We start from the raw sequence: 14,208 nt of genomic DNA on the forward strand, positions 1-14,208 counted from the left end.
TTGCCCCCCAAGGGTCGGAGTTCCCTGGCCTTCATGAACACGGCCATGCTGATCGTAAGGACAGATACCGGCAAACTTCTCAGATAGCTTTGTTCGACCCCAAAGGGCTACATATCTACTCTTTCATCTACCAGCAGGGCCGGCGTGAGTCCCGAGTCGCGGACCGATGCCCGGCTATCGCCGCCAGCACACCCGCCGACCGGCGGACGCGCATCGCGCGAGCCCGGCCGCGCCGAGCGTCGCCCAGGCCGGAAGCGTGAAGAGAATGAACTCCGGCCGCCAGATCGGCGTCGCCTGCGCAGCGAGCAACAGGGCCAGCGGCGGCACGGCCGCCCAGGCGGTGAACACGGCGGCGGGGTAGCGCAGCGGAAGGCTGAACAGCACCAGCACCAGCAGCGCCGCACCCAGCGCGGTGACGCCGAACAGTTCTCCCGGCGTCGCGGCCAATCCGGTCAGACTCGGGCTCGACGTTTGCGCGAGCCGTACTCCCTGCCGCATGGCGAGCCAGAGCAGGCCGACCGCGGGTAGCGCGCTCACCACCGCAGCCGTCAGCCATCGCAGCGCCACCTCGCGTCGGAAGGCGAGCACGGTCCAGCCGTGTCCGACGAGGAGCAGGAGCGCGGTCACCTGACACAGACCCAGCAGGCCCACCACGGCCGCGTAGAGCACGAAGCGCCAGATTCTCGGCCGGTCCACGGCCGCCTGGAGCAGCCATGTGGCGAGAACCGCGGCGAGCAGGGTGAGCGCGTACGGCTGGGCCTCCTGCGCGTACCGCGCGGACGTCGGCAGCAGGGCGAAGATGACACCGGCCAGGACACCGGCGCCCGGTGCGAACATCCGGGCGGCCAGCGCTCCGACGAGCGCCGCCGCGGTGACCATGGCGAGGACGGAGAGCCCTCGCAACGCCAGCTCCGAGGTGCCGAAGTACTCCGCCCAGGCCCGCACCAGCAACTGGTAGAGCATGCTGTCGCCCGAGCGGAGCATCGACCAGGTGTCCCGCCAGGACGACGTGTCCCCGGCCCAGGTCGCGAGTTCCGCCATCCGCGGCCCGGGTGTGTCGGCCCGTACGGCGCCGAGCGCGCCCATCAGCAGTGCCGGCACCAGCCAAGCGGCCAGCCGCATTCGGCGGGTACCGTTCACCGGCTCGCCCGGTGCCTCGCCGCGACCCTCCCCCCATGGGTCCTCGGCGGCCTCCGGCAACCCGAGTCGGGGCAGGACGATGGTGTCGGCGTCCTTCATCTGTCCCTCACGCATCTCCGTGGGTTCCGTAGATCCAGGAGCGTATTGAGCGGATCTCACCACCGAGGGCGTTATGCCTACAAAAGCCGCCAAACCGGTACGTCATAGCTGCAAAGCGACAAACAACTGGTCATCTGAGCGGACCGCCGTACGATGCCCGCCGCTCGACGTGACCGACAGGCGTGTTGCGGGAAGATTTCGACCCTGCGGTCGGCCGGAAACCCGAGGCTTGCGCACCCGTTACCGGAACCATTATGTTAGCGATAACATCGATGTCGGCGCATAAAGTTCGGAACTCGATCCGTGGAGACGGGCTAGGGCACCCCGCTGCCACGGCCGCACACAATACCCGGCCGGACGGTCGTGGGTCGCCTGCGGTGCCGCCGTCTCCGACGCTCCGCCGTGCCCCACCACCTACCGCAGCGACACCTCCTGCCCGCCGGCCGTTCCCTGGGCTTCGTCCCCCCGGGGCTCACGGCCCGCCCAGCACTTGGCGTGCCGGAGTCACACCCCGTCCCACCACCAGAAAGGTCCGCCCCATGGCTTTGAGTCGACGAGCATTCACCCTGGGCGCGATAGCCAGCGCCGGACTCACCGCGACCGGCCTGGCGATCAGTCCACGACCCGCCTCGGCGGCCACCTCCACCGCGTACCTGAACACCTACTTCACCGAGTCGCCGAACCAGTCGGCGGCCAACTACGGCCTGCATCTCGCGGTCAGCCGGGACGGTCTGAACTGGTCTCCGCTGAACCAGAACAACCCGGTGGTCACTCCGACCGCCGGTGACCTGGGCCTGCGGGACCCGTACATCTTCCGCAAGCAGGACGGCACGTTCGTGGTCATCGCCACCGACCTGTACGGGCTCAACTTCGGCCGCAACAGCCAGTACCTGCACGTCTACGACTCGACGGACCTGACCAGCTTCACCGGATACCGCCGGATCCAGATGCACACCTACAGCAACGTGCACACCTGGGCGCCGACGGTGTTCTGGGACGCCGCCCGTGGCCAGTACGGCATCGTCTACTCGGCCAACACCACCACGGACCTGTTCCTGGTCAACTACACCAGCGACTTCCGCACCGTCAGCGCCCCGCAGACCTACTTCAGTCCCGGCTTCCCGGTGCTCGACGCCGACATCCGGGTCAGCGGCGGCGTGACGTACATGTTCTACAAGAACCTCGCCAACGGGAACATCTACGGTGCCCGATCCAGCACCGGCGCGCCGAACAGCTTCACCACCTACACCAGCGGCCTGCGGCAGGGCACCGCCATCGAGGGCGCACACCTGGTTCCACGCAACGACGGCGGCGGCTGGTGGCTGTGGGGCGACTCGTTCGGCCCGATCAACAACGACATGTATCTCTGGTCGACAAGCAACGTCGGCGGCAACTCGTGGGCGGTGGCGAACCAGCGCGACTACACCCCACCGCTGAACTCCAAGCACGGCTCGATCGTCGGGATCACCGAGGCCGAGTACCACGCGGTGGTCAACCGCTGGGGTCTGCCGAACTGGGTCCGGCTCAAGTCGTCCAACTTCCCCGACTACTTCGTCCGGCACCTCAACGGCGCAATCCGCATCGACCCGTACCCCTTCGACCCGCACCGCGACCAGATGTGGCGGATGGTGCCCGGCCTCGCCGACCCGGCCGGGGTCTCGTTCGAGTCGGTGAACGTGCCCGGCAGCTACCTGCGGCACAGCGGCTACGTGGCCCGGCTGGCCGCCAACGACAACAGCGCCACCTTCCGCGCGGACGCCACCTTCTACCGCACCGCCGGGCTGGCCGACAGTTCCTGGTCGTCGTTCCGCTCGTACAACTTCCCCACCTACTACCTGCGGCACGCCGGCTACGTGCTGCGCATCGACCCGCTCAGCTCCTCCTCCAGCGCCAACGACCGGCAGGACGCCACCTTCCGGGTCACCTCGTAACGGTCCACCGGCCCGGGGTGACGCGAGGTCCGGCCCACCCCGGGTCTCGTACGTGCCGCCACCCCCCTCACCCGCAACTGCGGAGGCCGTGATGCCCTACCCGTCCCTCAACCGCCGACACGTGCTCCAGGCCGCCGGCGCGGCCGCCATCGCCACCGCCGTCGGTCCCGTCCTGCGCGGCGGCACCGCCAGCGCGGCGATCCCGCCGGTGCGACCCGACCTCGGTGTCTCGGCGTACGCCTTCGACATGGGCCAGGTGCGCCTGACCGCCAGCCGCTGGCTGGACAACCAGAACCGCACCCTGAACTACCTGCGCTTCGTCGACGTCAACCGGCTGCTCTACAACTTCCGCGCCAACCACCGGCTGTCCACCGCCGGGGCCGCGGCGCTCGGCGGTTGGGAAGCGCCCAGCTTCCCGTTCCGCACCCACTCCCAGGGGCACTTCCTGACCGCCTGGTCGCACATGTGGGCCGTGCTCGGCGACACCACCTGCCGGGACAAGGCCAACCACATGGTGGCCGAGCTGGCGAAGTGCCAGGCCAACAATCCCGCCGCCGGATTCAACACCGGGTATCTCTGCGGCTACCCGGAATCCGACTTCACCGCCGTGGAAGCCCGTACCCTCAACAACGGCAACGTGCCGTACTACACCATCCACAAGACGCTGGTCGGGCTGCTCGACGTGTGGCGGCACATCGGCAACACGCAGGCCCGGGACGTGCTGCTGGCGTTGGCCGGGTGGGTCGACTGGCGTACCGGCCGGCTCAGCTCGGCGCAGATGCAGGCCATGCTCGGCACCGAGTTCGGCGGCATGAACGCGGTGCTGACCGACCTGTACCAGCAGACCGGCGACGCCCGCTGGCTGACCGTCGCCCAGCGCTTCGACCATGCCGCCGTGTTCAACCCCCTCGCGGCGAATCAGGACCAGCTCAACGGGCTGCACGCCAACACCCAGATCCCCAAGTGGATCGGCGCGGCCCGCGAGTTCAAGGCCACCGGCACCACCCGGTACCGCGACATCGCCAGCAACGCCTGGAACCTGACCGTCAACACCCGCACCTACGCCATCGGCGGCAACAGCCAGGCCGAACACTTCCGGGCTCCGAACGCCATCTCCGGGTACCTGCGCAACGACACCTGCGAGCACTGCAACACGTACAACATGCTCAAGCTGACCCGCGAGCTGTGGCTGCTCGACCCGAACCGGGTCGCGTACTTCGACTTCTACGAGCGCGCCCTGCTCAACCACCTCATCGGCGCGCAGAACCCGGCCGACAACCACGGCCACATCACCTACTTCACCCCGCTGCAACCGGGCGGACGGCGCGGCGTGGGACCGGCCTGGGGTGGCGGCACCTGGAGTACGGACTACAACTCCTTCTGGTGCTGCCAGGGCACCGGCCTGGAGAACAACACCACCCTGATGGACTCGATCTACTTCCACAACGGCAGCACGCTGACAGTGAACCTGTTCATGCCGTCGGTGCTGAACTGGTCGCAACGCGGCATCACCGTCACCCAGTCGACCAGCTACCCGGCCAGCGACACCAGCACGCTCACCGTCACCGGCACCGTCGGCGGCTCGTGGACGATGCGCATCCGCATCCCCGCCTGGACGCAGGACGCCACCATCAGCGTCAACGGCACCGTGCAGCCCATCGCCACCACCCCCGGCACGTACGCCTCCCTCACCCGCACCTGGACCTCCGGCGACACGGTGACCGTACGGCTGCCGATGCGGGTCATCGTGGAGCCGACGAACGACAACCCGAGCGTCGTCGCCCTCACCTACGGCCCGGCGGTGCTCTCCGGCAACTACGGCAACACCGCGCTGTCGGCGCTGCCCGCGTTGGCCACCGCCTCGGTCACCCGCACCAGCACCACGGCGCTGACCTTCACCGCCACCGCCAACGGCGCGCAGGTCAACCTGCTGCCGTTCTACGACGCGCACGGGCACAACTACACCGTCTACTGGAGCAGCGGCGGCTCCTCCGGCCCGGCGCAGGCCACGTTCCGGCTGGTCAACGCCGCCACCGGGCTGGTGCTCGGGATCGAGAACATGTCCACCGCCGACGGCGCACCGGCGTTGCAGTGGGCCGACAACGGCACCGCCGACCACGACTGGCAGCTTGTCGTCGACGGCAGCGCGGTGCGGTTCCGCAACGCCAACAGCGGCAAGGTGCTCGGCGTGCAGAACATGTCCACCGCCGACAACGCGCAAGTCCTGCAATGGTCGGACACCGGCACGGCCGACCACCGCTGGACGATCGTGGACGCCGGCGACGGCTCACACAAGATCCGCAACGGCAACAGCGGCAAGCTGCTGGCCGTCCTGAACGGCTCGGCCGCGCAGGGCGCGCGGGTGGTGCAGGACCCGGACAACGGTACGCCGGACAACCAGTGGCGGTTCGTCCCCAACGGTGCCCGCCGGATCCAGAACCTGGCCACCGGCCTGGTGCTCGGTGTGCAGAACATGTCCACCGCCGACGGCGGCCTGGTGATCCAGTGGGGTGACACCGGCACCGCCGACCATCTCTGGACCGCGATCGTGGACAGCGGCGGCTACCTACGGCTGCGCAACTCCAACAGCGGCAAGGTGCTGGGCGTGGAGAACGGCAGCAGCGCCGCCGGCGCCCGGGTGGTCCAGTGGGCCGACAACGGCTCGGCCGCCAACCGGTGGCGGCTGCGGTACGGCGGAGGCGGCTACTTCCGGATCCAGTCCGCGAACGGCGGACGGGTGCTCGGCGTCCTCGGCGCCTCGTCGAGCCAGGGCACCCAGATCGTCATCTGGGACGACAACGGCGCCAACGACCACCGCTGGCGCTTCATCTGATCCCTCCCGTTGACGGTCGACGGTCGACGTTGATCGCCGACGCGTGTGCGGCCCGGGCCTCTGCTCGGGCCGCACACGCGTGTCCGGCAGCCGGTTTTCCCCCCCCCGGCAAGGACGCCGGGACCCGCAATCATCGATTTATCGACACCCTTGATGGTGTTATCGATAACATGCTAACTTCGGGTCAGGAGCCAGGGCACACTCCTCTTCACGGTCACCGCCTGTCGAGCCACTGCGGGACACCAACTACTCCCGCCCCGCCGACCGGCAACCCGTCCGGGCCAACAACCCCACGCACCCCAGCACTCCCCCACCCGCCCAGCCAGCCCTGTTGATCAAGAGGTTTCGGTCTAATTCCCACGCACTCCCGACCAAAACGTCTTGATCACCGATGCAGGCTGGACCGTTCCGGCGCACTACCGACCAAACCTCTTGATCGCCTGTGCAGGGCAACAGGGCGAGAAGGCGGGCCGGTCGGACCGGATCGGGCCGAGGGCGGGTTGGCGGGTCCAGCCGGGGCCGGTCAGGTCGGAGCCAAGGCCAGGCCGGAACGAGGCCCCGGGGTCGTTGAGGTGGGTGATCAAGAGGTTTTGGTCGGATGTCGAGCTGATTCTGACCAAAACCTCTTGATCAACACTCCGAGCCGGCCGGCCGGCGGGCAGGGCAGGGCAGGGGGGTGAGAGCAGGGGGTTAGCGGTGGGGTGGGGGGGCTACGGATTGGCGGGAGACGAGGGAGGGGGCGATGGTTTCGCGGAGGGCGCCGCCGCTGTCGGTTTCGATCTGCGCCAGCAGCATCTCCAGGCTGGCCCGCGCGACCGCGACGAAGTCCGGGCGGACGGTGGTCAGCGGTGGGATGAAGTAGGCCGCTTCCGGCACGTCGTCGAAGCCGACCACGCTGATGTCGTCGGGCACCCGTCGGCCGTGCTCGTGCAGGGCGCGCAGCACCCCGAGCGCGAGGTGGTCGTTGGCGGTGAAGACCGCGGTCACGTCGGGCATCCGGGCGAGCATCTGCCCGCACCGGTAGCCGGCCGCCGCCGACCAGTCCGCCGGCACCAGCGGCGGGACCTCGACGCCCGCCGCGAGCAGGGCGGCCCGCCAGCCCTCGATGCGGCCCGCGCTGTCGAACCAGTCGGACGGCCCGGAGACGTGCCAGACCGTACGGTGCCCGGCGTCGAGCAGATGCTGGGTCGCGGCTCGGGCGCCGGCTGCCTGGTCGACCGTCACCAGCGGCATCGGTCGGCGCGGATCACCGTCGACGGTGACCAGCGGTACGTCGTTGGGCAGCCGTTCCAGCGCCTCACCGGCCGACTCCACCGGTGCGATCACCACGATGCCGGCGACCCGGTGGGCCAGGTGCCGTTCGACGACCGCCGAGATGGACCGGTGATCGAGGTCGCGGACGCTGCCCACACTGACCGCGAAGCCGGACTCCGCGGCGGTCTGTTCCAAGGCGGCCAGCAGTGACGCCGGCCCGTAGAGGGTGGTGTTCTGCGCGACCACGCCGATCACCTGAGAGCGACCGGTGACCAGCGCACGCGCCGCCCGGTTCGGCCGGTAGCCCAGCTCGGCTATTGCCGCCTGGACCCGCAGCCGGGTCTGTTCCCGCACGTTCGGGTGGCCGTTGAGCACTCGCGAAACCGTCTGGTGGGAGACGCCAGCGAGGCGAGCCACGTCCGTCATCGCAGGATCGCGTACGGCCATCTCACACTCCCGCATGCCCGTGGGTCGCCGCGACCCGTCGACACTGACCGGAGCGGCTTTGATTCACGATCCCTCTCGCGACGCCCACGCCGGCCCGTGCCAGCCGGGGGTGGCTTTGCGCTAGATCACGCACAGTCTACGACAGCGACGACGTCATACGCCGACAGGCCAGTCGCGGATGACAGATGTCCGTCTTTCCGATCAGCACCGATCGACTGAAGGGTGGTTCGAAGTCGCTGCTCCGCGCATTTCGCCACGCGCCGATCCGGGCCACGATTCCGCAAAATTGCGGCCCGGATCGGCGCGTGGCGCGGGTGGCGCCCATGGCTGGGCGCCACCCGCCGGTCACCGGTGGCTGGTGACCTCGTACCCGGTGGTCGGCGTTGCCGGAGGAGAACGCCGGACCCACCTCGAGAGCCGCCTGACGATCGAGGTCAGGGCGTCGCCAGCTCGAAGCGCCGCACGGTCACCGCGCCGCCCAGTGCCTGGGTGGCGTGGTTGAAGATGGCGAACCGGTACCCCATGAAGAACGTCCAGTTGTTGTTGAGGGTCAGGGCGTTGCCCAACGAGACGAAGTTCACCCCGTCGGTGCTGTACGAGAAGCGGGCCTGCCGGCCTGAGCCGGGTCTGATGTCGGCGTTGGCCCGCAGCCAGATCCGCCCGCCGGACACCGCCGCGCTGGCGATCTCGCTGCCGGTGCTGGTGGTGTCCCAGTTGCTGTTCATGTTCAGCCCGTTGGTCATGACCACCCGGGTCTGCCCGTTGTCACGCCGTACCCCGATCCAGGCCGAGACGTCGCGCAGCATGGCCAGACCGGTCCGGTCGCCGTCGCGCATCGTCGAGTAGTCCAGCTCGACGGTCGCCGTGGAGGTCGGCCCCTGGATGCGGTGGGTGACCGTGTTCCGGGCCTGGTAGAGGTCGTTGGTGACCGAGGCGGTCTGCAGACGCAGGCCGTTGTTCACCGACCAGCGGCTGTTGTCCGGGTTGTGGTTCCACTCCCACTGCGGGCCCAGCGTGGTGCCGGCGAAGGTGTCCACGCCGGTGAGCGGCTTGACCGGACGCAGCGGCAGCGGGTTGGGGTAGTTCACGCCCCAGGCGCCGTTGACCGTCTGCACCTGCGGCCAGCCGTCGGCGGTCCAGTTGATCGGGGCCAGGGTCGGCACCCGCCCGCCCGGGTACGCGTCGGTGAAGGCCATGTAGTACCAGGCGCCGTTCGGGGTCTGCACCAGGCCGCCCTGGTGGGGTACGCCACCGCCGGAGATCGGACCCTGCATGTTGAGCAGCACCTGCCGCTGCTCGTACGGGCCGAAGGGTCCGTTCGTGGACTTCAGCACGTACTGGCCGTTGGCGGGGCGGGTCAGCCAGATGTAGTAGGCGCCGTTGCGCTTGTAGAACCGGGCGCCTTCCAGGGTGCCGATGCTCGACGGGGTCTGGTAGACCTGCTGGGCCCGTACCTGGCTGCGCCCGTCGGCGGAGAGCTGCGCGACGCTGATCGTGCCGTTGCCGTACGCGACGTACATGGTGTCGTTGTCGTCGATGAGCATGCCGGCGTCGTAGTAGCAGGGCAGGGTGGCGTGCCGGGTCCAGGCGCCGTCGACGGCCTTGGCGGTGTAGATGTGGGTCTGGGCGAAGTTGATGCACCCGGCCCAGTAGTACGTCTGGTTGCTCGGCCGGTAGCTCAGCGTCGAGGCCCAGATGCCCTCCACGTACGCCTGTTGCCCGGGGGGCAGGTCGTACTTGGTGCCGAAGTCCAGTCGGGGCACCGAGTGCCCGGCGAACTCCCAGTTCACCAGGTCCCAGGAGCGCAGGATCGGCGCGCCGGGCGAGTAGTGCATGGTGGAGGCGGTCATGTAGTAGACGTCGCCGACCCGGATCACCTCGACGTCCGCGAAGTCCTGCCAGACCACCGGGTTGGTGAAGTTGCCACCGGTGGGCGGCGGCGTCGTCGGCCCGGGGGTGGGCCCGTCGCCGACCCGGACCAGCTGCCACTGCTGGTTGGTGCCGTTCCAGTCGTCGTACTGGACGATGTTGCCGCCGTCGGCGGTCGAGGCGTTCTGCACCTCCATCACCCGGTTCGAGTTCCGGTTGATCAGCCGGACGTAGCCACCGGCCGAGTCGGCCAGCCGGAACTGCTGGTTGGTCCCGTTGTGGTCGGACCACTGCACGATCGAGGCGCCGTTGGCGGTGGAGAAGTTGTAGACGTCGAGCACCTTGCCCGACAGCCGCGACTTGAGCCGGTAGTAGCCACCGCCGGAGTCGACGAACTGCCACTGCTGCTGGTTCCCGTCGTTACGCGACCACTGGGTGATCCGCGCGCCGTCGTTGGTCGCCAGGTTGTAGACGTCCAGCGCCTTGCCGCTGTTGCGGTTGACCAGCACGTACCACGCGTTGGTGTCGACTGTGGCGGCCGAGGCCGGCGTGGCGGCCACCGCCACCAGCGTGCCGCCGACCATCACCGCCGCCGCCACCGCGGCCCACATCCGCGACCACCACCCGCGCCTGCGCGGCGCGGGTCCTGAGACCTCGCCAATGGCAACCATGATCCTCCTTCAGCAATGACGAGTCATCTGAGCGGGACGGTCTCCACTGCGGCGAGCGTGGTGATCTCAGGCCAGCTATGTGATCGCTAACATGTCATCCGGTGCCCAACGGACGACAAGAGATCATTTGCTGGAAGAGACGCGAAGCGGCCCGGACAGCCACAGATATCGTCCGTCTTCACTATCGACTGTGAGCGATAACACGACGTTAGTCAAGACGTAACATCCGCCACGCGATCACGCGGCGGAGTGCAAGGCGAGGACCCGCCACCGGCGGGGCGGCGCCCCGGCCGGTGGGTGGCGGGCCGGCCGGGGCGAGGCAGCCGCGCAAGCGCGCGCTGCCGCCTCGGCGTGACGGGCGCGCCGCCCGTCACGCCGACAAGGTCGTGCTCAGAAGCCCCGGGCGAGCCGGTAGTACGCCTGGTTCCAGCGCAGTTCGTTGGCGAAGCGGCGCGGCTCGGTGTCCGCGTCGATGACGACCAGTTCGGTACGGGCCATCTCGGCCAGGTCGTGCAGCTCCTCCACCCCGACGGCCTGAGACAGGACGGTGTGGTGCGGCGCGCCCGCGCTGATCCACGCCTCGGCCGAGCCGGCCAGGCTCGGGCGGGGCTGCCAGACGGCCCGGGCCACCGGGAGCTTGGGCAGCGGCTGCGGCGGCGCCACCACGTCGACCTCGTTGGCGACCAGCCGGAACCGCTCCCCCATGTCCGCCAGACCGAGCACCACCGCCGGACCGGGCGCGGCGTCGAAGACCAGCCGGACCGGGTCCTCCCGGCCACCGATGCTCAGCGGGTGGATCTCGACGTTCGGCACGCCGGCGGCGATTGTCGGGCACACCTCCAGCATGTGCGCGCCGAGGATCATCTCCTGGCCCGGCGTGAGGTCGTAGGTGTAGTCCTCCATGAACGAGGTGCCGCCCTCGGCCCCGACCGCCATCGCCTTGACGGTGTGCACCAGCACCGAGGTCTTCCAGTCGCCCTCGCCGCCAAAGCCGTACCCGTCGGCCATCAGCCGCTGCACCGCGATGCCGGGCAGTTGCCGCAGTCCGCCGAGGTCCTCGAAGTTCGTGGTGAAGGCGCGGAAGCCACCGGCGTCCAGGAAGGTACGCAGACCCAGCTCGATGCGGGCGGCGTAGCGCAGCGAGTCGTGCCGGTCGCCGCCGGGACGCAACTCGGCGGCGACACGGAACGTGTCGTCGTACTCCTTGACCAGGTCGTCGATCTGCGCCTCGGCGACCTCGTCGACGGCGGTGACCAGGTCGTTGACGCCGTAGGTGTTGACCGAGACGCCGAAGCGCAGCTCCGCCTCCACCTTGTCGCCCTCGGTGACCGCGACGTCGCGCATGTTGTCGCCGAACCGGGCCAGGCGCAGCGAACGCATCGCCGACCAGCCGATCGCCGCCCGGGTCCAGGCGCCGACGCGGGAGACCACCCGCGGGTCGGTGACGTGCCCGGCGACCGTCTTGCGGGCCACCCCGAGCCGGGTCTGGATGAACCCGAACTCCCGGTCGCCGTGGGCGGCCTGGTTCAGGTTCATGAAGTCCATGTCGATCTCGTGCCATGGCAGCTGGACGTTGGCCTGCGTGTGCAGGTGCAGCAGCGGCGTACGCAGCGCGTCCAAGCCGGTGATCCACATTTTCGCCGGCGAGAAGGTGTGCATCCAGGCGATGACCCCGACCGCCCCCTGCACGCTGGCATCCTGACAGACCTTCAGGATGTCGGCGCTTGTGGTCAGGACCGGCTTCCAGACCACCCGGGCGGGAATGTGCGGCGAATCGTCGAGCAGGGCGGCGATCTGACGGGACTGCTCGGCCACCTGCCGGAGGGTGTCCTCGCCGTACATCGCCTGGCTTCCGGTGAGGAACCAGACCTCGGGTTCAGGTTGTGCTGCCATGGGAGTTGCCTTCCGCGAGAGGGGCGGTCACTTGTAGCGGATGCCGATGAGGCGCTGGAACAGGATGAACGCGAAGAGCAGGCCTCCGATCACGATCTTGGTCCACCAGGAGTTGAGGCTGCCGTCGAAGGTGATCAGAGTCTGGATCACGCCGAGCACCAGCACGCCGAGCACCGTGCCGAACACGTAGCCCGATCCACCGGTCAGTACGGTGCCGCCGATCACCACCGCCGCGATCACGTCGAGTTCCATGCCGACCGCGATCAGCGGCGCGCCGGACAGGGTGTAGAACGACAGCAGGATCCCGCCGATCGCCGAGCAGAGCCCGCTGATCGTGTAGACCGCGATCCGGGTACGGCCCACCGGCAGGCCCATCAACAGCGCCGACTGCGGGTTGCCGCCGATCGCGTACACGTTGCGCCCCAACCGGGTGTACGCCAGCACGTACGCGGCGATCAGCACGACCGCGAAGGCGATCAGGACGCTGACCGAGACGAAGTTGCCGCGGGGATCGCCGATCCGGTACTGCGCCATCGTGGTCCAGAAACCGTCGGTGATCCGGATCGACGAGTCACTGATGAACGTGCACATGCCCCGGGCGAAGAACATCCCGGCGAGTGTCACGATGAACGGCTGGATGTCGAAGAAGTGGATCGCACAGCCCATCAGGAACCCGAGGGTCGGCCCGATGAGCAGCGCGATGATCAGCACCGGCAACGCCGGCAGGCCGGACTCGAGCAACCAGGCCGAGACCATCGCCGTCATCGCGACCACCGAGCCGACCGACAGGTCGATGCCACCGGTGAGGATCACGAAGGTCATCCCGACCGCGACCACGAGCAGGAAGCCGTTGTCGATGAAGACGTTGAAGATGACCTGGATGTTGGAGAAGGCGCGGTACTGGGACACGCCGATGCCGTACATGACCAGCAGCAGGGCGAGGGTGACCAGCACCGGCACGTGACGCCGGGGCAGTTTCGCCCAACGCGGGCCGGTGGTCAGCGAGGTCGTGCTCACGCCGTCACCTCTTCCTTCTGCGGCTGCGGGGCCGAGGTCGGCGAGGGCGGTCCACCGCGCCTGCGCCGACCGAGCTTGGCCCGGAACTCCGGTGCCTGGATGAGGCAGACCGCGATGACGACCACCGCCTTGAACAGCAGGGCCGTCTGGGGGGAGATGTTCATGGCGTACACCGTCGTGGTGAGGGTCTGGATGATCAGCGCGCCGAGGATGGTGCCGCTGAGGTAGAACCGGCCACCGGCCAGCGACGTGCCGCCGATGACGACCGCGAGGATCGCGTCCAACTCGACCCAGAGACCGGCGTTGTTGCCGTCGGCGCTGGAGACGTTGGCGGTCATCATGAAGCCGGCGACGGCCGCACACGCCGCGCTGACCACGTAGACGAGGAAGACCATCCGGGCCGACCGGATGCCGGCCAGCCGGCTGGCCTCACGGTTGCCACCCACCGACTCGATGATCATGCCGAGGGCGGTACGGCGGGTCAGCGCCGCGACGAGCAGAGCCGCGCCCAGCGCGATGAAGATCGCCAACGGCAGGGTCAGCAGGTGCCCCAGCCCGATCGCCCGGTACGGCCCCGAGTTGATGGTGATGATCTGTCCCTCGGTGACCAGCTGGGCCAGGCCCCGGCCCGCCACCATGAGGATCAGCGTGGCGATGATCGGCTGGATGCCGATCACCGAGACGAGCACACCGTTCCACGCGCCGAGCACGAGTGCGGCGCCGAGCGCCATGGCCAACGCGGTGAAGACGGTGACCAGGCTGTTCTGGTCCGGTGCCTGACTGATGTGCAGACAGGCGATGGCGCCGCTGATGGCGCAGATCGAACCGACCGACAGATCGATACCGCCGGTGGAGATGACCAGGGTCATGCCCAGCCCGACCAGGATCAGCGGGGCGCTCAACCGGAGGATGTCGATCGGGGTGCCGTAGAGGTGCCCGTTGTTGACCTCGACGGCCAGGAAGCCGGGACGGTAGATCGTGTTCACCGCCAGCATCACCACGAGGACCGCCACCGGCCAGAACAGCCGGTGGCTCGCCATCGACCTGAGACGCT

At 68.8% G+C, this 14,208-nt stretch carries 8 protein-coding genes; 2 read left to right on the plus strand and 6 right to left on the minus strand.

All coding sequences use genetic code 11. From position 1 onward, the window contains the following. Window positions 1–174 precede the first annotated feature (174 nt). On the minus strand, window positions 175–1,254 hold the full coding sequence (locus JMF97_RS09900) for a glycosyltransferase family 39 protein (RefSeq protein ID WP_238359050.1): 1,080 nt from the start codon (window positions 1,252–1,254) through the stop codon (window positions 175–177). A gap of 524 nt (window positions 1,255–1,778) precedes the next feature. Between JMF97_RS09900 and JMF97_RS09905 the strand changes: the two genes are divergently transcribed. After that, entirely contained in the window at window positions 1,779–3,170 is a 1,392-nt protein-coding gene (locus JMF97_RS09905) for a glycoside hydrolase family 43 protein (protein WP_203221271.1), read from the plus strand. A 91-nt stretch (window positions 3,171–3,261) separates the two neighbouring features. Beyond that, window positions 3,262–6,003: a beta-L-arabinofuranosidase domain-containing protein gene (locus JMF97_RS09910; protein WP_203221272.1), complete on the plus strand. Its 2,742-nt coding sequence runs from the start codon at window positions 3,262–3,264 to the stop codon at window positions 6,001–6,003. A gap of 690 nt (window positions 6,004–6,693) precedes the next feature. Here the strand turns inward: JMF97_RS09910 and JMF97_RS09915 are convergent. From JMF97_RS09915 to JMF97_RS09935, 5 genes are all read right to left on the minus strand, one after another. Beyond that, window positions 6,694–7,683 carry a LacI family DNA-binding transcriptional regulator gene (locus JMF97_RS09915; protein WP_203221273.1) on the minus strand — a complete coding sequence of 330 codons (990 nt, stop codon included), beginning with the start codon at window positions 7,681–7,683 and terminating at the stop codon, window positions 6,694–6,696. Window positions 7,684–8,138: 455 nt separating this feature from the next. Continuing rightward, entirely contained in the window at window positions 8,139–10,184 is a 2,046-nt protein-coding gene (locus JMF97_RS09920; protein ID WP_238359051.1) for a family 43 glycosylhydrolase, read from the minus strand. A 450-nt stretch (window positions 10,185–10,634) separates the two neighbouring features. Next, window positions 10,635–12,137, minus strand: coding sequence for an L-arabinose isomerase (araA, locus tag JMF97_RS09925; protein ID WP_203221275.1), 1,503 nt, complete (start codon window positions 12,135–12,137; stop codon window positions 10,635–10,637). Window positions 12,138–12,164: 27 nt separating this feature from the next. Continuing rightward, window positions 12,165–13,154, minus strand: coding sequence for a galactofuranose ABC transporter, permease protein YjfF (yjfF, locus tag JMF97_RS09930; protein WP_203221276.1), 990 nt, complete (start codon window positions 13,152–13,154; stop codon window positions 12,165–12,167). Then, window positions 13,151–14,194: an ABC transporter permease gene (locus JMF97_RS09935; RefSeq protein ID WP_126712156.1), complete on the minus strand. Its 1,044-nt coding sequence runs from the start codon at window positions 14,192–14,194 to the stop codon at window positions 13,151–13,153. Before JMF97_RS09935 ends, yjfF begins: the two co-directional genes overlap by 4 nt. Window positions 14,195–14,208 lie beyond the last annotated feature (14 nt).

Source organism: Micromonospora fiedleri, assembly GCF_016774385.1.
GTDB lineage: Bacteria > Actinomycetota > Actinomycetes > Mycobacteriales > Micromonosporaceae > Micromonospora > Micromonospora gifhornensis.